At 72.7% G+C, this 21,243-nt stretch carries 19 protein-coding genes and 4 pseudogenes; 14 read left to right on the top strand and 9 right to left on the bottom strand.

Translation table 11 applies throughout. From position 1 onward, the window contains the following. On the bottom strand, positions 1-227 hold a 227-nt coding region (locus tag ABD794_RS13520; protein ID WP_344963371.1), incomplete at its 3' end, for a hypothetical protein. A gap of 163 nt (positions 228-390) precedes the next feature. Next, entirely contained in the window at positions 391-1,632 is a 1,242-nt protein-coding gene (locus ABD794_RS13515; protein WP_344963369.1) for a helix-turn-helix domain-containing protein, read from the bottom strand. Between the two features lie 530 nt (positions 1,633-2,162). On the opposite strand from ABD794_RS13515, the pseudogene uraD reads away from it, so the two are divergent. From uraD to ABD794_RS13470, 9 genes and pseudogenes are all read left to right on the top strand, one after another. Continuing rightward, positions 2,163-2,670: pseudogene (uraD, locus tag ABD794_RS13510) on the top strand (2-oxo-4-hydroxy-4-carboxy-5-ureidoimidazoline decarboxylase); the annotation flags it as partial. After that, on the top strand, positions 2,644-3,009 hold the full coding sequence (gene uraH / locus ABD794_RS13505; RefSeq protein WP_425586014.1) for a hydroxyisourate hydrolase: 366 nt from the start codon (positions 2,644-2,646) through the stop codon (positions 3,007-3,009). The pseudogene uraD and the gene uraH, both read left to right, overlap by 27 nt. A gap of 7 nt (positions 3,010-3,016) precedes the next feature. Then, positions 3,017-3,919: a factor-independent urate hydroxylase gene (gene pucL, locus ABD794_RS13500; protein WP_344963367.1), complete on the top strand. Its 903-nt coding sequence runs from the start codon at positions 3,017-3,019 to the stop codon at positions 3,917-3,919. 29 nt (positions 3,920-3,948) lie between these two features. Beyond that, entirely contained in the window at positions 3,949-5,328 is a 1,380-nt protein-coding gene (locus ABD794_RS13495; protein ID WP_344963365.1) for an 8-oxoguanine deaminase, read from the top strand. Between the two features lie 148 nt (positions 5,329-5,476). Further along, the gene (locus ABD794_RS13490) at positions 5,477-6,865 is read left to right on the top strand and encodes a nucleobase:cation symporter-2 family protein (protein ID WP_344963363.1); all 1,389 of its coding nucleotides are present in this window, start codon (positions 5,477-5,479) and stop codon (positions 6,863-6,865) included. A gap of 50 nt (positions 6,866-6,915) precedes the next feature. Continuing rightward, positions 6,916-8,436 (top strand): YfcC family protein, encoded by a 1,521-nt coding sequence (locus ABD794_RS13485; RefSeq protein ID WP_344963362.1) that lies wholly within the window; start codon positions 6,916-6,918, stop codon positions 8,434-8,436. 555 nt (positions 8,437-8,991) lie between these two features. Beyond that, entirely contained in the window at positions 8,992-9,648 is a 657-nt protein-coding gene (locus ABD794_RS13480) for a sporulation delaying protein family toxin (RefSeq protein WP_344963361.1), read from the top strand. A gap of 16 nt (positions 9,649-9,664) precedes the next feature. Beyond that, a complete protein-coding gene (locus ABD794_RS13475; RefSeq protein WP_344963360.1) occupies positions 9,665-10,354 on the top strand; it encodes an SdpA family antimicrobial peptide system protein in 690 nt (229 codons plus the stop codon). An 11-nt stretch (positions 10,355-10,365) separates the two neighbouring features. Then, positions 10,366-11,340, top strand: a complete 975-nt coding sequence (locus ABD794_RS13470; RefSeq protein ID WP_344963359.1) for a sporulation-delaying protein SdpB family protein — start codon at positions 10,366-10,368, stop codon at positions 11,338-11,340. A 63-nt stretch (positions 11,341-11,403) separates the two neighbouring features. On the opposite strand, the gene ABD794_RS13465 is transcribed toward ABD794_RS13470, so the two are convergent. The 3 genes and pseudogenes from ABD794_RS13465 to ABD794_RS13455 all read right to left on the bottom strand — a co-directional run bounded on the left by ABD794_RS13465 (position 11,404) and on the right by ABD794_RS13455 (position 14,181). Next, positions 11,404-11,730 (bottom strand): hypothetical protein, encoded by a 327-nt coding sequence (locus ABD794_RS13465; protein ID WP_344963357.1) that lies wholly within the window; start codon positions 11,728-11,730, stop codon positions 11,404-11,406. A gap of 38 nt (positions 11,731-11,768) precedes the next feature. Then, on the bottom strand, positions 11,769-13,382 hold the full coding sequence (gene aceB / locus ABD794_RS13460; protein WP_344963356.1) for a malate synthase A: 1,614 nt from the start codon (positions 13,380-13,382) through the stop codon (positions 11,769-11,771). A 111-nt stretch (positions 13,383-13,493) separates the two neighbouring features. Next, positions 13,494-14,181: pseudogene (locus tag ABD794_RS13455) on the bottom strand (nucleotidyltransferase family protein). A 177-nt stretch (positions 14,182-14,358) separates the two neighbouring features. Between ABD794_RS13455 and ABD794_RS13450 the strand changes: the two are divergent. Then, positions 14,359-14,718, top strand: coding sequence for a DUF5955 family protein (locus tag ABD794_RS13450; protein WP_344963355.1), 360 nt, complete (start codon positions 14,359-14,361; stop codon positions 14,716-14,718). A gap of 12 nt (positions 14,719-14,730) precedes the next feature. On the opposite strand, the pseudogene ABD794_RS13445 reads toward ABD794_RS13450, so the two are convergent. Beyond that, positions 14,731-15,517, bottom strand: a pseudogene (locus ABD794_RS13445) (IclR family transcriptional regulator). Positions 15,518-15,763: 246 nt separating this feature from the next. Here ABD794_RS13445 and allB point away from each other — a divergent pair. Next, a pseudogene (gene allB / locus ABD794_RS13440) lies at positions 15,764-17,096 on the top strand (allantoinase AllB). After that, a complete protein-coding gene (alc, locus tag ABD794_RS13435) occupies positions 17,093-18,214 on the top strand; it encodes an allantoicase (RefSeq protein WP_344963353.1) in 1,122 nt (373 codons plus the stop codon). The pseudogene allB and the gene alc overlap by 4 nt, the downstream one beginning before the upstream one ends. Before the next feature lie 2 nt (positions 18,215-18,216). On the opposite strand, the gene ABD794_RS13430 is transcribed toward alc, so the two are convergent. From ABD794_RS13430 to ABD794_RS13420, 3 genes are read right to left on the bottom strand one after another with little or no spacing between them, the layout of a single operon-like run. After that, entirely contained in the window at positions 18,217-18,891 is a 675-nt protein-coding gene (locus ABD794_RS13430) for a transcriptional regulator (RefSeq protein WP_344963351.1), read from the bottom strand. A 40-nt stretch (positions 18,892-18,931) separates the two neighbouring features. Next, entirely contained in the window at positions 18,932-19,111 is a 180-nt protein-coding gene (locus ABD794_RS13425; protein ID WP_344963349.1) for a DUF6126 family protein, read from the bottom strand. Then, on the bottom strand, positions 19,108-19,743 hold the full coding sequence (locus tag ABD794_RS13420; protein ID WP_344963347.1) for a helix-turn-helix domain-containing protein: 636 nt from the start codon (positions 19,741-19,743) through the stop codon (positions 19,108-19,110). The genes ABD794_RS13425 and ABD794_RS13420 overlap by 4 nt, the downstream gene beginning before the upstream one ends. 201 nt (positions 19,744-19,944) lie before the next feature. Between ABD794_RS13420 and ABD794_RS13415 the strand changes: the two genes are divergently transcribed. Next, positions 19,945-20,358 (top strand): guanyl-specific ribonuclease, encoded by a 414-nt coding sequence (locus ABD794_RS13415; RefSeq protein WP_344963345.1) that lies wholly within the window; start codon positions 19,945-19,947, stop codon positions 20,356-20,358. A gap of 243 nt (positions 20,359-20,601) precedes the next feature. Further along, positions 20,602-21,231, top strand: a complete 630-nt coding sequence (locus tag ABD794_RS13410; RefSeq protein ID WP_344963343.1) for a bifunctional 4-hydroxy-2-oxoglutarate aldolase/2-dehydro-3-deoxy-phosphogluconate aldolase — start codon at positions 20,602-20,604, stop codon at positions 21,229-21,231. Positions 21,232-21,243: the final 12 nt, after the last annotated feature.

Here is a 21,243-nt window from a genome sequence, read left to right as displayed (position 1 = left end):
GAGTGCCGCTCCGCCCGGGCGCTGGTCAGGCCCGCGATGTCGAAGAAGGCGCTGTGCACGACCCAATCGCGAGCCTCGGCGTGCCGACGCAGGCGGTCCAACACCATGTTGGGGCTACTGCCGCCATCGTGGATCAGGGCGTACAACACGACCTGCATCCGGTCGGGGTACCCGCTGGACGCATTCACGATGTTGCGACGACGAGCCGTGTAGGGCGACTGATTCATACGGCACACCATGCCCCGCCCTGGAGGGAGCTGGAAGAAACCAGGTGTACGACTCGGTGAAGTCGCCATCAGTCAACTCGTATGCTATGGGCGACCGTTGATCAATGAAACAAGCGGACTCGTACGCCGTGTACGAGTCCGCTTGCCGTCGATGACCTGCCCTCTACAGGGCGGTCCTGCTCGTTGCCGGAGCGAAGCCGGAATCCACACCGGGGCGTACACCGATCAGCGCCGACACCCGGCGGACTCTTGCCGTCGAAGCCCGTCCGACTTTTTGGACGATCACACCGGGCAGGGCCTGGTGCCGCGCCCACACCGGGGCCTCCACCAGCGCCTTCTCCAAGGTGTCGAGGGAGGCGTCCCACAGCCGTGCATCGGCCTGGGCCATGGCCTTGTCCATCGCGTAGCGGTTGCGGGCGGCTTCGGTAAGGGCGCTCAACCTATCCTCCGGGATGCCCCTGATCAGGTCCAGGGCCTTCCCCGTCTGTCCAAGGGCCACCGCGATCCCCACGGCCTGGGTGTCCGCTGTCATCGGCCCGAAAAGGGTCCCGCGTGCCCGGTGTTCGCCCCCCATGCGCGCGCCTGTTGCGTTCGACTGCGAGAGGTAGCTCTTGACCAGGTCCTTGTCTCCCCTGCGACTTGCCACGACCGCCGCGAAGTTGATGTGGGACCCGTAGACGGTGAGTTGTTCCATCGTCGCGCGGGAGAACCTCGGCTCGATATCCACTGCGGCCTTCTCCGCCAGCGAGAGGGCGTCGCCCAGTCGGGCGTCGCGGAGGTACACCCATGCCCGCCCGGAGGCGACGAGGGCCGGTTGCAACTCGTCGCCGGACCGGTCCGCCGCGGTTTGAGCGTGGCCGATCGCCGAGTAGGCCAGATCCCGCGCCCCCATGAGATTGGCGACGTACGCCGCCAATCGGTAAGCGTCGGCCATGAGTCCCCAGGCGCAGCTCTGTCCCCCCACGGGTTGCTCGCGCAGGTAGGCGGCGGCCTGCGGAAGGATTGGCACCACCAGCGCACCGGCCTCGGTGTAGTGGCCTTTCCAGTACAGGTTCCAGCACCTGTCGATTCCGTGCCGCACGGCAGCGGCCTCGTCCATGGCGATCGAGTCCGGAAGCAGGCCGGCCGCGGTGTCGTGCACGGTCTGCGAGAGGGTTCGCATCATCGTGCGGTCGGACTGGGCCATTGCCCGGCGGGGAGCCTGCTGGCCGACCATGACGGAGGTGTCCACGCCGAGCGCGTTCGCGATCTTCATCAGGGTGTTGAGGGACAGCTGCTTGTCCTGTTCGGCCTTCTGGATCGTGACGACGGACAGGCCCGTCATCTCCGCCAAGGCGGCCTGAGTGACGTCCTTGCCGCGAAGGATCTTGATGCGCTCGCCGTTGGTGTAGTCGCTCCACTGCATGGCTGATCACTCCGTTCCAGGGACTCTCAACCTCGAACGTACCCGCCACCGGGCATCAGGTCCCAGAGATCTGCCGAGGACCGAACTGTAGGGTCTGGTGTAGGGGTTGACGCCCGAGCCGCTGCGGCTGGTGGAGGACATGAGCGAGGTGCTGGGTTCCCCCGTCCCAATATGCAGGGCTCATGGTCATGGTGACCAACCCCGTGGACCTCATGGCCGCCTGTTCGCCGAGGTCTCCGGCTGCTCCGCGTCCACGGAGTCGGCTCGAACACCGACACCGCCCGCCCGGTCGGTCACAGTCGCCCCGAGCGCACCGAGACTGCCGCGACTTCACGTGCGGCTCGGGCCGCCCGGTCGGAGCCGGAACGGCGCCGGGAGTGGCCGGTGCGTGGGCTCCAACTTCCGGTTGCGCGAACGACAGTTCTGTCTTCGGCAAAGGGTTTTCAACAAACTGTTGACGTCCCGTTCGCGAGGGCGTTAGCTGTCCGCAGCTCGGTCGGAGTGCGGCGAGGAGCGCCACGGAGGTTCCCGTGACTGCGAGTTCGGCACCGGGGCTGGCCCGGTTCAACGCGATGGAGGGCGGCGCGGCCCGCGGCGCGCTGCTGGAGATCTGCGCGAGCACCGCCTGGGCCGGCGCGCTCCTGGCGCACCGCCCGTACCCCGACGTACGGACCCTGCTCGGGGCGTCCGACGCGGCGGTCGCGGCCCTGGACGCGGCGGACCTCGCGGAGGCGATGTCCGCACACCCCCCGATCGGCCGCCCGGCCGCCGGGGACGACCGCTCGGCCCGCGAACAGCGCGGCATGGCGGACGCCCCGGACGACCTGCGGGCCGAGATGCTCGGGCTGAACCTCGCCTACCAGGAGAAGTTCGGGCACGTCTTCCTCGTCTGCGCCGCCGGGCTCACCGCGGCCGAGCTGCGCGACGCCGTCCGACGCCGGATCACCAACCCGCCCGGGAAGGAAGGGGGGGATCGCCCGCGCGGAGCTGGCGAAGATCAACCGGCTGCGGCTGGCCGCCCTCGCCGGGGCGGACGCCGCCACCGTCTCCACCCATGTCCTGGACACCGCCGCCGGCCGGCCCGCCGCCGGAGTCCCCGTCGCGCTCGCCGCCCGTACCGGCTCCGGCCCCTGGCGGGAGGTCGGCAGCGCGGTCACGGACGCCGACGGACGCTGCGTCCGGCTGCCGCCGCTCCCGGCGGACGCCACCCACGCACGGCTGCAGTTCGAGACCGAGCCCCACCTGACCCGTGAACCCGCCGGAGGCGCGGCGTTCTTCCCGGAGGTGACGGCCGTCCTCTCCGTCACCCCCGGCGAACATCACCATCTGCCGCTGCTGCTCAGCCCCTTCGGCTACTCCGTCTACCGAGGGAGCTAGCACGGACATGACCACAGAACCCCGCCGGGCGGTGCTCGGCCAGAACCAGTACGGCAAGGCCGAGACCCGCGTCGTCAGGATCAGCCGGAACGGCACCACTCATCACCTCAAGGACCTCAACGTCTCCGTCTCGCTCTCCGGTGACATGGACGACGTCCATCTCACGGGTTCCAACGCCAACGTCCTGACCACCGACGCCACCAAGAACACGGTCTTCGCCTTCGCCAAGGAGCACGGGATCGCGTCCGCCGAGGAGTTCGGCATGCGGCTCGCCCGCCACTTCGTCTCCAGCCAGGAGTCGATCCGCTCGGCGCGGATCCGTGTCGAGGAGTACGCCTGGGACCGGATCGGGGCACCGGACGCCGACGGGGCCCGGCATTCGTTCGTCCGCGCCGGACGGGAGACCCGCACGGCGGAGATCCACCACGACGGCGAGGGGTGGGAGGTCGTCTCCGGGCTGGAGGGGCTCGTGGTGCTCAACTCCACCGACTCCGAGTTCCACGGCTACGTCAAGGACCGCTACACCACGCTGCCCGAGACGCGCGACCGCGTCCTCGCCACCGAGGTCAACGCCCGCTGGCGGTACGCGGGAACGGGCCTCGACTGGGACGCCTCGTACGCCCGCGCCCGCGAGCACCTGCTGCACGCCTTCGCCGCGACGTACTCGTACTCGCTCCAGCAGACGCTCTACGCGATGGGCGCCCGCGTCGTCGAACACCTCCCGGAGGTCGAGGAGATACGCCTCTCCCTCCCCAACAAGCACCACTTCCTCGTCGATCTGGGGCCGTTCGGCCTCAAGAACGACAACGAGGTCTACTACGCGGCCGACCGGCCCTACGGTCTCATCGAGGCAACCGTGCTGCGCGACGGAGCGGAGCAGCGCATACCGGTGCACCCGGCCCGTCCGTGACCCCCACCGTGCCGCCCGGAGGAACCACCGTGACAGCACCGCCCCCGCGCACCGTCATCGAGAACTGCGCCGTCGCCACCGTCGACGCCCACGACACCGAACACCCCTCGGGGCACATCGTCGTCGCGGGCAACAGGATCGAGGCCGTCGGACCCGGCCCCGCGCCGGAGTCGCCGGACGGCGTCGTCCGGCGCGTCGACGGCACCGGCCACCTCGCCACCCCCGGCCTGGTCAACACCCACCACCACTTCTACCAGTGGCTCACCCGCGGACTCGCCCAGAACTCCGGGCTGTTCGACTGGCTCACCGCCCTCTACCCGGTCTGGGCCCGCATCGACGGGCCGATGGTGTACGAGGCGGCCCGCGCCTCCCTCGCCATGATGGCGCGCGGCGGGGTCACCACGGCCATGGACCACCACTACGTCTTCCCGCGCGGCGCCGGGGACCTGCTCGGCGCCGAGATCCGCGCCGCCCGCGAGCTCGGCGTCCGCTTCCACCCCACCCGGGGGTCGATGGACCTCGGCGCGTCCGCCGGCGGGCTGCCGCCGGACTTCGCCGTCGAGACCACCGACGAGGCGCTCGCCGCCACCGAGGCGGCCATCGACGCCCACCACGACCCGTCCGCCGACTCCATGCTGCGCGTCGGCGTCGCGCCCTGCTCCCCGTTCTCCGTCTCCACCGAACTCCTGCGGGAGGCCGCCGTGCTGGCCCGCCGCAAGGGCGTGCGGCTGCACACCCACGGCTCGGAGACGGTCGAGGAGGAGCGCTTCTGCAAGGAGCGGTTCGGCATGGGCCCGACCGACTACCTCGACTCCACCGGCTGGCTCGGCGACGACGTGTGGATGGCCCACTGCATCCACATGAGCGACGCCGACATCGCCGCCTTCGCCCGCACCGGTACGGGCGTCGCCCACTGCCCCTCCTCCAACGCCCGCATCGCGGCCGGCACCGCTCCCGTCCCCGCCCTGCTCGCCGCGGGCGTCCCCGTCGGCCTGGGGGTGGACGGCACGGCCTCCAACGAGACCGGCGAGCTCCACACCGAACTGCGCAACGCCCTCCTCGTCCACCGACTCGCGGGCGGGTCGGGCGCGTTGACGGTACGGCAGTCACTGCGGCTGGGGACGCACGGCGGCGCGCGGGTCCTCGGCCGGGCGGACGACCTCGGCTCGCTGGAGCCGGGCAAGCTCGCCGACCTGGTGCTGTGGCGGCTCGACGGGCTGGGGCACTCCACCATCGCCGACCCGGTGGCCGCCCTCGTCCTCGGCCCGCCCGCGCCCGTCACCCTCTCCCTCGTCAACGGCCGGACGGTCGTCGAGGACGGCCGGCTCGTCACCGCCGACGAGGACGGCATCGCCCGCCGCGCCCGCGACGAGTCCCGGCGCCTCGCCCGGATCGCCGCCGGGGACTGAAGGGGACCGAAGGGGTGTCCGACGGACCGGCACGGATCCGCCGGACGCCGCAGACCGGCCGAGGGGGACGGCCCTCGGCCACGGCGGGGGCCGGGGCGCGGGCCCCGGTCCCGCACCCGTCGTCCTCACGACAGGAGGAACCCCCCTCGTGGCCACAGCCTCCCGACCCGCCGCCGTCCACCCGGTGGACGAACTGCCCCGCCCGGGCAAGCTCCTGGCGACCGGGCTCCAGCACGTCGCCGCCAGCTACGCGGGCGTCGTCGCCCCGCCGCTGGTCATCGGCTCCTCCATCGGGCTCTCCCCGGTGCAGGTCACCTTCCTCGTCGGCGCAGCCCTCTTCACCGCGGGCATCGCCACCCTCCTCCAGACGATCGGCTTCCGGAAGGTCGGCGCCCGGCTGCCGTTCGTCAACGGCGTCTCCTTCGCGGGCGTCGCCCCCGTCCTCGCCGTCGCCGACCAGCAGGCCGACAAGCGCGACGCGCTGCCCGTCGTCTACGGCGCGGTCATGGTCGCCGGGGTGCTCGGCTTCCTCCTCGCCCCGTACTTCGGGCGGCTCGTCCGCTTCTTCCCGCCCGTCGTCAGCGGCACGGTCATCACCCTCATCGGCCTCAGCCTGCTCCCCGTCGCCTTCGGCTGGATCCAGGGCGGCGACCCGAATCGGTCCGCCTCCGGCACCGCTCTGGGGCTGGCCGGGGCCACCCTGGCGATCGTGCTGCTCCTCCGCCGGCTGCTGCGCGGCTTCCCGCGGCAGATCGCGATCCTGCTCGGCCTCGTGGCCGGCACCCTGCTCGCGGTCCCGGCGGGCGCCGTGCACACCGGCGTCACCCGGCACGCGGCCCTCGTCGGCTTCCCCGAGCCCTTCCACTTCGGGGCGCCGCACCTCCAGCTCGCCGCGGTGGTCAGCATGTGCATCCTCATGCTGGTCTGCATGACCGAGAGCACCGCCGACATGCTGGCGCTCGGCGAGATCGTGGAGCGGCCGGCGGACGAGCGGACCATCGCCGGCGGGCTGCGCGCCGACACCCTCGGCAGCGCGCTGAGCCCGCTCTTCAACGGCTTCGCCAACAGCGCCTTCGCGCAGAACATCGGGCTGGTGGCGCTCACCGGGGTCCGCAGCCGCTTCACCGTCGCCGCCTGCGGGCTGATGTTCACCGTCCTCGGCCTGAGCCCGGCCTTCGCGTCGCTGATCGCGCTGGTTCCGCAGCCGGTGCTGGGCGGGGCGGGCCTCGTGCTCTTCGGGACGGTGGCGGCGAGCGGCATCGGGGTGCTCGTCAAGGCCGGGCTCGACCACGGTGACGACCTGCTGATCGCCGCCGTCTCGCTGGGCATGGGCCTGATCCCGGTGGTCTCCCGGAACTTCTACGGCCCGGCCGTCCCCGAGGCCCTGCGCACCGTCCTGAACTCGGGCGTCAGCGCCGGGTGTCTGACCGCCGTCCTGCTCAACCTGGCCTTCCACCACCTCGGCCGGGGGCGGGGCCGGGCGGCCGGGGAGGTGCCGCCGCCCCGCGTGGCGACCGAGGAGAAGCGGGCGATTTAGCGATAATTCGGGGCATTCTCACCGACCGCCTGTGCGGAGAGGGGCCCATCATGGAGCTGGAGCAGCGATCCGAGGAGGGGCGGAAGGGGGAGGGGCGGAAGTTCGTCTTCCCCAGCGCGCTCACCGTCCTGGCCGTCGTGACGATCGCCGTCTGGGCCCTCGCCTTCGTCATCCCCGCCGGCACCTACCGGCGGACCCCCGCCGGCGACCCGGTCCAGGGCACCTACCACCGCGCCGCCGCCCCGGGCGACTTCGTGCACCGCCTCGGCGAACTCTTCCTCGCCCCGGTCAACGGGCTCTACGGGGTGCGGGACGCCGCGACCGGGCAGGTCGCCCCCGACGCGGCGGGCACGCTCTACGGCAGCGCCGGCGTCTTCCTCTTCGTCCTGGCCATCGGCGCGTTCATCACCGTCGTCTTCGCCACCGGCGCCCTCGACCGCGGGATCGAGCGCCTCGCCCACCGGCTGCGCACCCGCGGCGCGCTGCTCATCGCCGGTGTCATGACCGTCTTCTCGCTGCTCGGCACGGTCGAGGGGTTCGCCGAGGAGACGCTCGGCTTCTACGGTCTGCTCGTGCCGCTGATGCTGGCCCTCGGCTACGACCGGATGGTCGCCACCGGCGCGATCATCCTCGGGGCGGGGGTCGGGGTGCTGGCCTCCACGGTCAACCCCTTCGCCACGGGAGTGGCCTCGTCCGCGGCGGGGGTCTCGCTCGGGGACGGGATCGCGCTGCGGTTCGCGATGTGGCTCGTCCTCACCGCGGTGACCATCGGCTACGTCGTCCGGTACGCGCACCGGGTCCGCACCCGTCCCGAGCGTTCCCTCGTCGGATTCCTGCCCGGCGACCGGGAGTTGGCCGCGGCGGCCGAGGAGCCTCCGTCGCTCACCGGCCTCCAGAGGGCCGTGCTCGTCCTGGTCGCCCTGGTCTTCCTCTTCATGATCTTCTCGGTGATCCCCTGGGCGGGGGCTCTCACCGGGCGGGCGGACGCCGCTCCCTACGGCTGGGAACTCGACTGGTCCTTCGCGCAGTTGGCGGCGCTCTTCCTGGTCGCCGCGGTCCTGGTCGGGCTGGTCGCCCGGCTCGGCGAGCAGCGGCTGAGCTCGCTGGTCGTCCAGGGGGCCGGGGACTTCGTCTCCCCGGCGCTGACGATCGTCCTCGCCCGGGGCATCACCGTCATCATGAACAACGCCCGGATCACGGACACCGTGCTCCACGCGGTCGAGAGCGCGGTCGCCGGCACCGCCGCGGCCGCCTTCGCCGTCATGGTCTTCATCGTCAATCTGCCGCTGGCCTTCCTCATCCCCTCCTCGTCCGGCCACGCGACCCTCGCCATGCCGATCCTGGCCCCTCTCGCGGACTTCGCGGGCGTCTCGCGCTCCGTGGTCGTCACCGCCTGGTCCGCGGCGAGCGGCTGGATGAACCTGTGGGTGCCGACGACGGCGGTGGTGGTGGGCGGGGTTTCGCTGGCGAAGGTGGGATACGACCGGTATCTGCGGTTCGTGTGGCCGCTGTTGGCGGTGCTGGCGGTGGTGATCTGCGCGTTCGTGGCATTCGGGGCGATGGCCACGTGATGTGCTCCGCGTGACGGCCTCCGCGCGATGGCGTGAAATCGCCGGTTTGCGGCTGAAGTTGATCTTAGATCAAGAGCATGTCAAGTCGTGGTGCGAGCTGTTGATCGCGGTGGGCCGTCGTGCCACGATGAATGGGCGACGGTGTGCTCGGGCCGTCGAATCTCAGGGGGGAGATGGATTTCGGTGTCAGGGTATTCGGCTCGTTTGAGGTGGTACCCATGAACTCCCGTCTCCATGCGGGCATTTCCCGCGGTGTCTGCCGTGTTGACACTCCCTTGACGGCCCCGGCCTTTTCCCGGGAATTCCGGTACGGAATTCACCGCGCCGTCTGAGCCACCCGTCGCACTTTTCGGCCGGTGACGGAGAGGATCTCCGCCACCGGTCCGGTACGCCGCCGGCCGCGGGCTCACCGAGCCCATGGCCCCGACCCCGCCGTACGGGACATTCGTGCACCCGACGCTCCGCGTTCCCGCCTGCCAGCGAGCGGAGTGCCGGTCACGCCTGCCCCCGACCGGCGGAGCGCTTTGACAACGACTATGTGAAGGTATCGCACACATGAATCTCAAGAAGACCGGTGCGCTCGTCTGCGCCGCCGCCGTGCTGACCCTCGGCGGCGCCTACGGGGCGCAGGCCGCCTCGTCCTCGTCCGCCCCGGCCAAGGTCGCCTCGGCGCCCGCCCAGCACCACGTCAAGTACTCCGACGAGGACATCGTCGGCCTCCTCGTCTTCGGCAAGGGCAAGGCCGCGGACGAGCACCAGGACCTGGCCAGGATGATCCGTTCGCACCGCGGTGCGGACAACGAGAAGGTGACGCTCGCGCAGATCGCGGACTTCACCAAGGAGCTCCGGAAGTCCGACGCGGACTTCCACGACAAGGTGACCGTCGCGGTCCAGATCAACGACCCGTTCCAGGCCAAGGCCGGCATGGAGCGGCTCGGTGACGACATCAAGGCCGTCATCGCCAAGAGCAGGATCACGGCCAAGAACCCGAGCGTCGCCAACGGCAAGATCTGGCACGACGCGAACTTCCTCATCGAGCTCAACGTCGTCGGCGCCATCAACGCCCTGGCCTACGCCAACGTGGCCGGCGCCACCGAGGTGGCCGTCGCCCTCGTCGTCGTCCCCTCGGCGGTGAGCTACGGCTTCGACCTGCAGAAGTCCAACGGTCTGGACGCCGACGCCATGGTGTCCGCGGTGACCGAGTCCCTGTAGCGGTGACGGTTCCGCCGTGCCGCCCCCTCCGGAGGGGGCGGCACGGCGGGCCCCGCGACCACCCCGACCGACAGCTCCCGCACCGCAGAGGGATCGCGCCGCATGGCCAGCACGTCCACCGACAACCAACCGAGAGCCGGGGGAGCCCGGGAAGGGCTCGGTCCGCCAACTCGCCCTGTTCAGCGTCGCCTGCCTCGCCGTCTTCGGCTATCTGGCCACGGCGCTCTTCTACACGCTGCCGACCAACGCGCTGAGCAGCCGCCACTCCAAGGGCGCGCGGACGGTGCTGAACACCGTGACGCCGGAGAACTGGGCGTTCTTCACCCGCAACCCGCAGAACGGGCAGAGCGGCATCTACGCCTACGGGCGGGACGGGTCCGTCCGCAGCCTGCTCGCCACCCCGCAGGGGGATCCCTCCAACCTCTTCGGGCTCTCGCGCACCCAGCGTGCGCAGGGCCCCGAGCTGGGCTTCCTGAACGCCGCCGCCACCACGCACTGGATCCCGTGCGCCGGGTTCCTGGAGCCCTGCATGAAGGAGGCGGCCGCCCGGCCGGCGCAGAAGGTGACCAACAGCAGCCCCGTGGCCACCGTGTGCGGTGACGCCTTCCTCACCGAGGAGAAGACGGTGCCGTGGAGCTTCCGCAACCAAGTCCCCTACACCAAGCGTGTGGTGCACATCGTTCACCTGGACGTGCGATGCCAGTGATGCCCGCAGTGATGCCCGCCGTACAGTCCCTGGCCGACCGGCTCGCCCGGCGCACCGCCCGGCACGACCTGCGCTCGCGCTGGTTCGGCACGGGCCGTACCGTCATGGCCCTCGCGCAGCTGAGCGTGCTGCTGTTCGCGCCGGTCAAATCGTTGCTCATCCCGGTCATCGGGATGGCGGACTACCCGAGTTGCGACCACGTCCGCGCGGCCTCGGCGCTCTGTCTCGGCGGTGACGCCGTGGGCATGGAGCCCCGCCGGTGGCTGCTGATCGTGATCCTGGCGGTGGTGGCCAGCGGTTACCGCCCGCGCTGGACGGCGATTCCGCACGCGTGGGCCACGTACTCGGTGGCCGTGAGCATCGCCGTGCCCGACGGCGGCGAGTCGGTGGGCATGATCATGGCGCTGCTGATGATCCCCGCCGGGCTGGCCGACGACCGCACCTGGCACTGGCAGCGGCCGGAGCGGGACGCCCGTCCCTCGTGGCGGACCCTGTCGTTCGTCGCCTTCCTGGCCATGCGGGTGCAGATCGCGTACCTCTATCTCGACTCCGCCATCGCCAAGTTCGGCGTGGCCGACTGGGCCAACGGGACGGCCGAGTACTACTTCCTGCGCGACAACATGTTCGGCGTCGCCCGGCCCTGGGACTCCTTCTTCCTGTGGCTGTCCAAAAACGCCGTGATCGTGGTCGCCCTGACCTGGGGCGCGCTCGTCATCGAGATCGCCATCGGGGTGTGCCTGCTGGCCTCGGAGCGCTGGCGCAAGGCGGGCATGGTGATGGACATCGTCCTGCACGGCTCGATCATCCTCACCATGGGGCTGTGGAGCTTCGCCCTGGTGATGATCGGCTCCGCGATCGTCTGCGCCTCGCCGGACCGACGGCGTCCGCCGGAGCGGGACACCGGTGACGCCCAAGGGCCCGTCTCCGAAAGCGGAGTTCACTGCGCGGAGTGCGGTGCGGCGGTACGGGCCGTCGCCACCGTCTGACGGACACGAAATTCTGACGGACACGAAATGAGGAAGGCCCGTCCTCCCGACGGGCCTTCCTCGTCACGCGTGCGCCACCGGATCGCCGATGCGGAACCGGCTGTGGTTGAGCGGACCCAGCCGGGCGGTGATGTGCACCCGCCGCACCCCCTGCTCCGCCGTGAATTCCCGGCTGCTCTCGGCCAGCCGGGCGCGGTGCTGTCCCCGGTAACGGAAGTACACGCTGATGCGGTGCGGGCCGGGGGTGACGGGAATTTCCCTGGTGCCCCAGGCGGATGCGTATTCCCGGCCGTCCACTTCGACGACGGGGTGCGTCAGCAGCCGGTGGAACCAGGCGGCGACGGGCGAGGGGCGGACCTTGACCGCGACAACGGCCGTTGTATCCAGCATGGGGTCATGCTAGCAATTCCCGGCGCCAATTCACGGTGTCAGTCGATCAGTTCGTATGCGGGGAGCGTGAGGAATTCCGCGTAGTTCTCGTCGAGCGCTACCTTGAGCAGCAGATCGTGGGCTTCCTGCCAGCGGCCGGCCGCGTACGCCTGCTCGCCCAGCTCCCGTCGCAATTCGGCCAGTTCGCGTGCGGCGAGCTCGCGGACGAGGGCGGAGGTGGCCTTCTCGCCCCCCTCGAAGACGACCCCCGCGTTGACCCACTGCCAGATCTGCGACCGCGAGATCTCCGCCGTCGCCGCGTCCTCCATGAGGTTGAAGATGGCCACGGCGCCGTGCCCGCGCAGCCATGCCTCGATGTAACGGAGGCCGACGCCCACGGCGTTGAGGAGGCCGTCCAAGGTCGGCCGCGCCTCGGTCCCGCCGATCGCGATCAGCTGCGCGGCGGTCACCCGGACGTCCTCGCGGAGGCGGTCCTTCTGGTGCGGCCGGCTGCCGAGGACGGCGTCGAAGGAGGCGCGGGCGACGGGGACGAGGTCGGGGTGGGCGACCCAGGAGCCGTCGAAGCCGTCCGCCGCCTCGCGGTCCTTGTCGGCCCGGACCTTCGCCAGCGCGGCCTCGTTGACGGCGGGATCCCGCCGGGAGGGGATGAAGGCCGCCATGCCGCCGATCGCGTGGGCACCGCGTTTGTGGCAGGTGCGCACCAGGAGTTCGGTGTAGGCGCGCATGAAGGGCACGGTCATCGTGACCGCGTTGCGGTCGGGGAGGACGAACCGCTCGCCCGCGTCACGGAAGTTCTTGATGAGGGAGAAGAGGTAGTCCCAGCGGCCGGCGTTGAGCCCGGAGGCGTGGTCGCGCAGCTCGTGGAGGATCTCCTCCATCTCGTAGGCGGCGGTGATCGTCTCGATGAGGACGGTGGCGCGGACGGTGCCGTGCGGCAGGCCCAGCCGCTCCTGGGCGAAGACGAACACGTCGTTCCACAGCCGCGCTTCGAGGTGCGACTCGGTCTTCGGCAGGTAGAAGAAGGGGCCCTTGCCGGACGCGGCGAGCCGGCGCGCGTTGTGGAAGAAGTAGAGGCCGAAGTCGACCAGGGCGCCGGGCACGGGGCGCCCGCCGGCGGTGAGGTGGCGCTCGTCGAGATGCCAGCCGCGGGGGCGGACGACGACGGTGGCGAGCTCGTGGTCGGGGCGCAGCGCGTACGTCTTGCCCTCGGGGCTGGTGAAGTCGATGCGCCGGGCGAAGGCGTCGATCAGGTTGAGCTGGCCGAGGACGACGTTCTCCCAGGTGGGGGCGGAGGCGTCCTCGAAGTCGGCGAGCCAGACACGGGCCCCGGAGTTGAGGGCGTTGACGGTCATCTTCCGGTCGGTGGGCCCGGTGATCTCGACGCGGCGGTCCTCCAGGGCGGCCGGCGCGGGAGCCACCCGCCAGTCGGGGTCCTCGCGGACGTGGGCCGTTTCGGCGAGGAAGTCCAGCGTGCCGGTCCGCGCGATCTCCGCGCGCCGCTCGGCCCGGCGGGCCAGCAGCGCGTCGCGGCGCGGGGTGAACCGTTCGTGCAGGGCGGCGACGAACTCCAGGGCCGGTGCGGTCAGTACCTCGTCCTGCCGTGCGACGGGGGCACCGAGGACGGTCAGCGGGGACGGCGCTGCTGCGGGCATGGGCTGGTCACTCCTCGTCGGGGACGACGGCGTGGCACGGGGTGCCACACGCGAATGCTCTGCGGAATATAGATTCCTCATCACGGAACATCAATGGGGCGAGGCGGAACATCAAGGGGCCGGGGGAGGTTTCCGGCCGGGCTGCGGCTGCGGCTGCGGCTTTGGTCGCGAACGCGGGCCGAGGAGCGCGAGGTCCGCGGGGGTGTCGATGTCGTCCGGTGCCCCGACGTCCGCGCACTCCACCAGCGTGAGTTCGTCCGCGTGCGCCGCCAGATAGGCCCGGGCGCCCCGGTCCCCGGTGGCCGCCCCGGCCGCGCCCGCCCAGTGCCGGCGGGCCAGCAGCACCGGGTGCCCGCGCCCGCCCCCGTACGCCGCCGCCACCAGCGACGCGCCCGCGCGGTGCGCGGCCAGCACCCGGGCCACCGCCGGGGCGCCCACCCACGGCTGGTCCACCAGCAGCACCACGACGGCGGAGGCCGCGGTGTCCGCGAGGGAGGCCAGTCCGGCGCGCAGCGAGGAGCCCATGCCCTCCGCCCAGCGGGGGTTGTCCACCACGGTGCACGGCACCCGGCCCAGGCGCGCGCGGACCTCCCGCGCGCCCGCCCCCAGCACCACGTGCAGCGGTCCGCAGCCCGCCTCGGCCAGCGCGGCCAGCGCGCGCCTCCGCCAGCGTGCGTCCGCCCTGCTCCAGGAGCGCCTTGGGCCGGCCGCCGAGGCGCCGGCCGCCGCCGGCCGCCAGCAGCAGCCCGGCGACGGGGAGTTCCGCGTCTGTCGCGTTCGTATCCGTCGTCACGGCCATGCCTCATTGCACCGCACGAGCGGGAGCCGTGTGTGCGGTGTGCGCGCGTTCGTCACCCGACCGTGAGGAGGCGGCCCTGAATTTCGCCTTCCGTGTGGCGCGGCGCACGGAAAGTGGCGTTAACTGATCCGGGCGGGCGCGTGGGGCAGGGCGAGCGCGTGGGGCAGGGGGAGAGTCGTGGCGGAAGGCGCCGTAGTGGTGGAACAGGAGCTGACGGGCCGTCCTGGCGAGCGGGATCCGAGAGCGGTCGAGCTGCGCGCGGCGGTGTCCCGGCTGCGCCGCGCCCTCGCCGCGCACCCCGCCCGGTTACCCGACCGGGACGCCGCCGAGGACGAGCTCGCCGCACTCGACGCGATGGCGGGCGCGGGCGAGCCGGAGCTCTCCCGGCTGCGCCGCTCCCTGCTGCTGGTCGCGGGCGCCGTCGGCTCGGTCAGCGCCCTGGCCCCGGCCCTCGGCGACGTACGGGCGGCGGTGGACCGCTTCGGCGGGGACGCCGAGGGGAAGCCGGACCCCGAAGGGCCCGAAGGGACGGCCTGATGGTCAGTGGGATCAGGCCGACGCCGTCGTCGCGAGCGCGGCCGAGAGCTCGGCGGCGATCTCCTTGAGCAGCGGCACGATCCGCTCCGTCGCCTCCTCCGTGACCCGCCCCGCCGGACCCGAGATGGAGATGGCCGCCGCGGTGGGGGAGTCGGGCACCGGGACCGCGAGGCAGCGGACGCCGATCTCCTGCTCGTTGTCGTCCACCGCGTAGCCGGAGTCGCGGACCCGGGCGAGGGCGTCGACGAAGTCCTCGGGCGTCGTGATCGTCTTCTCGGTCGCGGCCGGCATGCCCGTACGGGACAGGATCGCCCGCACCTCGTCGTCCGGCGCCTGCGCGAGCAGCGCCTTGCCGACGCCGGTGGTGTGCGGCAGTACGCGCCGGCCCACCTCGGTGAACATCCGCACGGAGTGCCGCGAGGGCACCTGTGCGACGTAGACGACCTCGTCGCCGTCGAGCAGCGCCATGTTCGCCGTCTCGCCGGTCTCCTCGACCAGGCGGGCGAGGTACGGCCGGGCCCAGTGGCCCAGCAGCCGGGCGGAGCTCTCGCCGAGCCGGATCAGGCGGGGGGCCGAGCGCGTACCGCCGGTTGGGCTGCTGGCGGACGTAGCCGCTGGCCACCAGGGTGCGCATCAGCCGGTGGATGGTGGGCAGCGGCAGCCCGCTGCTCGTGGCCAGCTCGCTCAGGCCCACCTCGCCGCCGGCGTCGGCCATCCGCTCGAGCAGGTCGAAGGCACGCTCCAGGGACTGGACGCCTCCGGTGGCGGAGGAGGTTCTGGGCTCGGCGGAGGAGGGCACGGCGCGGGTCCTTCCGGGGGTGGGGTGGTAGTGCAGCCTACCGGGCCGTGGCCGGTGGCTCACGCTCGGTTCGTTCGCATGAAACCACTCTCCCGATATCCGGAAAGCGCCGGGTGAGGCGGGTGGTGTCCCGCGAGGGGTTGACGGGTGCGCCCGGGCGGCCGGAGACTGCGGGGCATCGCGCTTCAACAAAACGTTGAATCGCGGCAGTTGGCCCGTCGGGGCCGGACGGCCGAGGGGGCTCCCGTGATCGGCGCGGAACTGGTGGTGCGCTCGACGAGGGTCGTGACGCCGGAGGGGACGCGCCCGGCCTCCGTCGCCGTCGCGGACGGCCGCATCGCCGCCGTCCTGCCGTATGCCGCCGCACCGCCCGGGGTCCCGGTCGAGGACCTGGGGGACGACGTGCTGCTGCCCGGCCTCGTCGACACCCACGTTCACGTCAACGACCCGGGGCGCACCGAGTGGGAGGGCTTCGCCACCGCCACCCGGGCGGCGGCCGCCGGGGGGCGTCACCACCCTCGTCGACATGCCGCTCAACAGCGTCCCGCCCACGACCACCGTGACCGGCCTGCGCGTCAAACGCGCCGCGGCCCGGCCGGCGGTCCACGTCGACGTCGGCTTCTGGGGCGGGGCGCTGCCCGGCAACCGGGCGGAGCTGCGCCCGCTGCACGACGCGGGGGTCTTCGGCTTCAAGGCGTTCCTCTCGCCGTCCGGCGTGGAGGAGTTCCCGCACCTGGGCGCGGACGACCTGGAGGCGGTGGCCCGGGAGGTCGCCGGGTTCGGCGGGCTGCTGATCGTGCACGCCGAGGACGCCGGGCGGCTCGACGCCGCGCCGCCGCCCGGGGGCCCGCGCTACGCGGACTTCCTGGCCTCGCGGCCGCACGCGGCGGAGGACGCGGCCGTGGCGCGGCTGGTCGCGGTGGCCGGACGCCACGGCACGCGGATCCACGTCCTGCACCTGTCGTCCGCCGACGCGCTGGGCACGATCGCCGGTGCCCGGGCCCGGGGGCTGCCGGTCACCGCGGAGACGTGCCCGCACTTCCTGACGCTGACGGCCGAGGAAGTCCCGGACGGGGCAACCGAGTTCAAGTGCTGCCCGCCCATCAGGGAGGCCGCCAACCGGGACGCGCTCTGGGACGCCCTCGCCGCCGGGGTCGTGCAGTGCGTGGTCTCCGACCACTCGCCCTGCACCGCGGACCTCAAGGTCCCCGACTTCGGGCGGGCCTGGGGCGGCGTCTCCTCGCTGCAACTCGGCCTCTCCGCCGTCTGGACCGAGGCGCGGCGGCGCGGGCACGCCCTGGACGACGTGGCCCGCTGGATGGCCACCGCCCCCGCCGCGCTGGCGGGCCTGGCCCGCAAGGGGGCCGTCGAGGCCGGGCGGGACGCGGACTTCGCGGTCCTCGCCCCCGACGAGACCTTCACGGTCGACCCGGCCGCCCTCCACCACCGCAACCCGGTCACCGCCTACGCGGGGCGGACGCTGTACGGCGTCGTGCGGTCCACCTGGCTGCGCGGCCGCAGGATCCACCACCGCGGTGTCCTCGGCGGACCCGCCGGACGACTTCTGGAGCGCGCGTGACCTCTGCCTTCACCGCTGTGACGTCCTTCACCGGAGCCGCGGAGCCGTACCGCGGCGGCGACCCGTACGCCGACCACCGCTCCGCCGCCGTCCCCTTCGCCGGTCTGCCCGACCTGGCCGACCGGCGGCTGGGCGGCGCGGTGGTCGCCGCCAACGACGAGTTCTTCGCCGAACGGGAGAACCTGATCGTCCCCGGGCCGGCCCGCTTCGACCCCGAACGGTTCGGCCACAAGGGCAAGATCATGGACGGCTGGGAGACGCGGCGGCGCCGCGGCGTCTCGGCCGGGACGCCGCACCCGGACGACGGGGACCACGACTGGGCGCTGATACGGCTCGGGGCGCCGGGAGTCGTCCGTGGCGTCGTCGTCGACACCGCGCACTTCCGAGGCAACCACCCGCAGGCGGTCAGCATCGAGGCCGCGACGGTGGACGGTACGCCGTCCGTGGCCGAACTGGCGGACGCCGACTGGGAGTTGCTGATGCCGCCCACCCCCGTCGGCGGCCACGCCGCCAACGCCTTCGCCGTCCATCGCGAACAGCGCTTCACCCACCTGCGGCTCAACCAGCATCCCGACGGGGGAGTCGCCCGGCTGCGGATCCACGGCGAGGCCGTGCCGGACCCGGCCTGGGTCAGGGCGCTGGGCGTCCTCGACGTCGCCGCCCTGGAGAACGGCGGCCTCGTCGAGGACGCCTCCGACCGCTTCTTCTCCGCCCCCCTCGGCACGATCCTCCCCGGACGCCCGCGCCGCATGGACGAGGGCTGGGAGACGCGCCGCCGCCGGGACGGCGGCCACGACTGGGTCCGCTACCGGCTCGCGGGGCGCGCCGGGCTGCGAGCGGTCGAGATCGACACGGGATGCCTGAAGGGCAACTCGGCCGGCTGGGCGCGGATTTCGGTCCGGGACGACGGCGCGGCGGGCGCGTGGTCGGAGATCCTTCCCCGGACGCGCCTGGAGCCGGACGCGGTGCACCGCTTCGCGCTGGGGGGCGGGGTCCTCGCCACGCATCTGCGGCTGGACGTCTATCCGGACGGCGGGATAGGCCGGTTGAAGGTGTACGGGGAGCTGACGGAGGGGGCGTTGCGGGGGCTGGAGGAGCGGTGGGGGCGGGTGGGGTAGCTCTACACGCCGACCCGCACGTCGCTCAACCCGCCCCAGAACATGGCCTCGTACCCCTGCAGCAACCGCCCGTACCGCCGGGCCAGCCGCTCCGTCAGCGCCCCGTCCCGCAGGCCCTCCTCCACGGCCGCCCGGGCCAGTGCCTCGCCCTCCGGGTCGGGCCGGGCGAAGAAGTCGAAGAAGCCGCACGCTTCGTCGGAGAAGCCGTACCGCGAGCGCAACGCCCGCGCCACCGTCCCGCAATAGCCGCCCCACGTGGCGAAGTTGACGCTCAGTGCCACGACCACGTCCACCGGCTCCGCCTGCAGCGCCAGCCAGGCCGTGCAGGCGGGGTACGCCTGGCAGGGGACCGTCGGCTCGTGGGCGCGGACGACAGCCTCGTCCAGGCCACAGGCCGTGGCGAGCGGGCCGAGCAGGGGCAGCGCGACGTCCTCGCCGTCCGCGAGGGCGGTGAAGAAGGCGGCCGCCGCCGGGCCGCGACCGGCCGAACGCGCGGCCAGATGGCGGTAACTGACCCGGTCGGCGGCGATGACGTGATGCTGCTCCAGCGCGAACGCGGCGAGCAGCGAGCGCGGCGCGCCGCCGTCGGCGATCAGGGGGACGACGGGGTTGTCACCGGCTCCGGGAGCGAGCTCCCGTGCCGCGTCCTCAAGGACGTCCTGGGCTGTACGCGCCATCCCGCCAGCATAGCGAGGGCGGCTCGGCGGACGCCCGGGCTCAGCCGCCGCCCAGATAGAAGAGGAGGAAGAAGAAGCCGGCGATGAAGTGGACCGCGACGAGGTAGACGAAGGCGCGGAAGACGATCCCCCGCGGGGTGCGGTCCTCGATGTCCGTCTTCTTGGCCGCCGCCGCGCTCCCGGTGTCGTGAGCGGCGATCGGCTCGACGGTGTCACTCATGAGTGTCCCCTCCGGTTCGTTCCGGCGTCCCCCAGGCACAGCCCGGCGGCGCCGCTCTGCATCAGCGTGTGCATGAACAGCAGGTCCGCCCCGCCCTCCGAGACGGCGGAGATGCGGTGCGGGGTGAGCGAGTCGAAGTGGGCCGCGTCGCCGGGCGCGAGCACGTGCGCCGTCCCGCCGAGGACCAGCCGGAGCCGGCCCCCGGTGACGTAGAGCCACTCCTCGCCGGGGTGCACCCGTACCAGGTCCCCCTGGCCTCCGGGGCCGTGCGGCACGTGCAGCCGCAGGGCCTGCATGGCCCGGCCCGCCCCGCCGGCCCGCCAGTACGTCCAGCCGCCGGCCCGCTGGGCCTCCATGCGGCCGGCGCGCACGATCGGGTCGGCGGCCTGCGGCACCTCGCCGAGGAGGTCGGATACCGTCGTCTCGTACGTCCGTGCGAGGGTGAGCAGCATCGGCAGCGACGGCGTGCGGCGCCCGGTCTCCAGCCGGGACAGATGGGCGGGCGACAGTCCGGCGCGCGCCGCGGCGGCCTCCAGGGTCAGCCCGCTGCGCATCCGCAGGGCGCGCAACTGCGGGGCGACGGCGGGCAGCTCGTCGGCCGTGGGTTCGGTGGGTCCGGGCTCCGGGCTCATGTCTCCGGTATAGCCCCGGCGTGCCTCCGGGGCAAAGTTCTTTGCCTCCGAGGCAAAGGCCCTGCGGGAGGCCCCGGCGGTCGCGGGGGAGACCTCGAAGTCGCGCGGAAGGCCACGGAAGATCAGGTTCCGGTGAACGATGCGGAAACTTCGGCTTTTTGGCATTGACATGACAGGTCGCCGCCCCGTCATCCTGGGCGCATGAACATCCCCCACCGCATCGCGAAGGCCGGCGTCCTCGCCGCCCTGGCCTCCTCCCTCCTCCTCGGCGGCACCGCCCTCGCCGCCCCCGCCCCCTCCGCCCCGCTCTCCGGAGCGACCCTGAAGGCCGTCGGCCACGTCTGTTACTCGGCGCTGCCGTCGCAGGCCCACGACACCCTCGACCTGATCGACGAGGGCGGCCCCTACCCGTACCCCAAGGACGGGACGGTCTTCAGCAACCGGGAGGGCCAGCTGCCCCAGCAGCGCACCGGCTACTACCACGAGTTCACCGTGGTCACCCCGGGTTCGCCGGACCGGGGCGCGCGCCGGATCATCACCGGTGCGCAGGCGCAGGAGGACTACTACACCGCGGATCACTACCGGTCGTTCTCCCGCGTCGACTTCGCCTGCTGAGCGCCGGCCGGCTCCTTGTGCCGGGTCCGGCCGCCGTTCCCGTCGGGAGCGGCGGCCGGGCCATTGGGCGCGCCTGACGGAGCGTCATCCCGCCTGCGCCACAGGGCCGGAGCCTTCACGCCCCCCGCGCGCGCCTTCGCGCGAAGGGCGCCCGTGAGCCGGGGCCGGATGTCAGTGCCTGCCGTTACCGTTTTTCTCGTCCCGCAACACGATCCGCGCGCACGAGAAAGGCGGCGAACTGCCGTGTACCGCTGGGAGATCACCCGGGCCGCGCTGGCCCAGCGCGTCATCGCCACGGTGCGGAGCGACAGCTACGACCGGGCGGCCGAGACCGCGGGGACGCTGCTCTCCGCCGGTTTCACCAGCCTGGAGATATCGCTCGCCACGCCGTTCGGGCTGGAAGCGGTCGCCACCCTCGTCCGGGAGGCCGGGGACGAGGCGGTCATCGGCGCGGGCACGGTGCTCGACGCGGCCTCCGCCCGGCTGGCCGTCGAGGCGGGCGCCCGCTTCCTGGCCTCACCGGTGCTCGACGCCGAGGTCGTGCGCACCGGCCACCGCTACGGCGTCCCCGTCCTCCCCGGCGTCGCCACGCCGGCCGAGATCGTCCGCGCGCTGGAACTGGGCGCCGACGCGCTCAAGTTCTTCCCCGCCACGGGCCACCGCCCCGGCGTGCTGCGGGACATCCGGGCCGAGCTGCCCCAGGCGGCCCTGGTGCCCTGCGGGGACCTGGACGTCGACGCCGTCCCCGAGTGGATCGCCGCGGGGGCCGTCGCCTGCGCCCCGGGCCCCGCCCTGGCGGAGGGCGACCGGGACGCGGTGGCCAAGCGGGCCGAGGAGCTCTTCGCCCGGCTCGCGGAAGGTGACGAGTGCTGACGGCCGCGCGGC

The organism is Streptomyces thioluteus (assembly GCF_039535865.1).
Note: the sequence above shows the minus strand (reverse complement) of the source record. Positions and strands in the feature narration are given on the sequence as shown.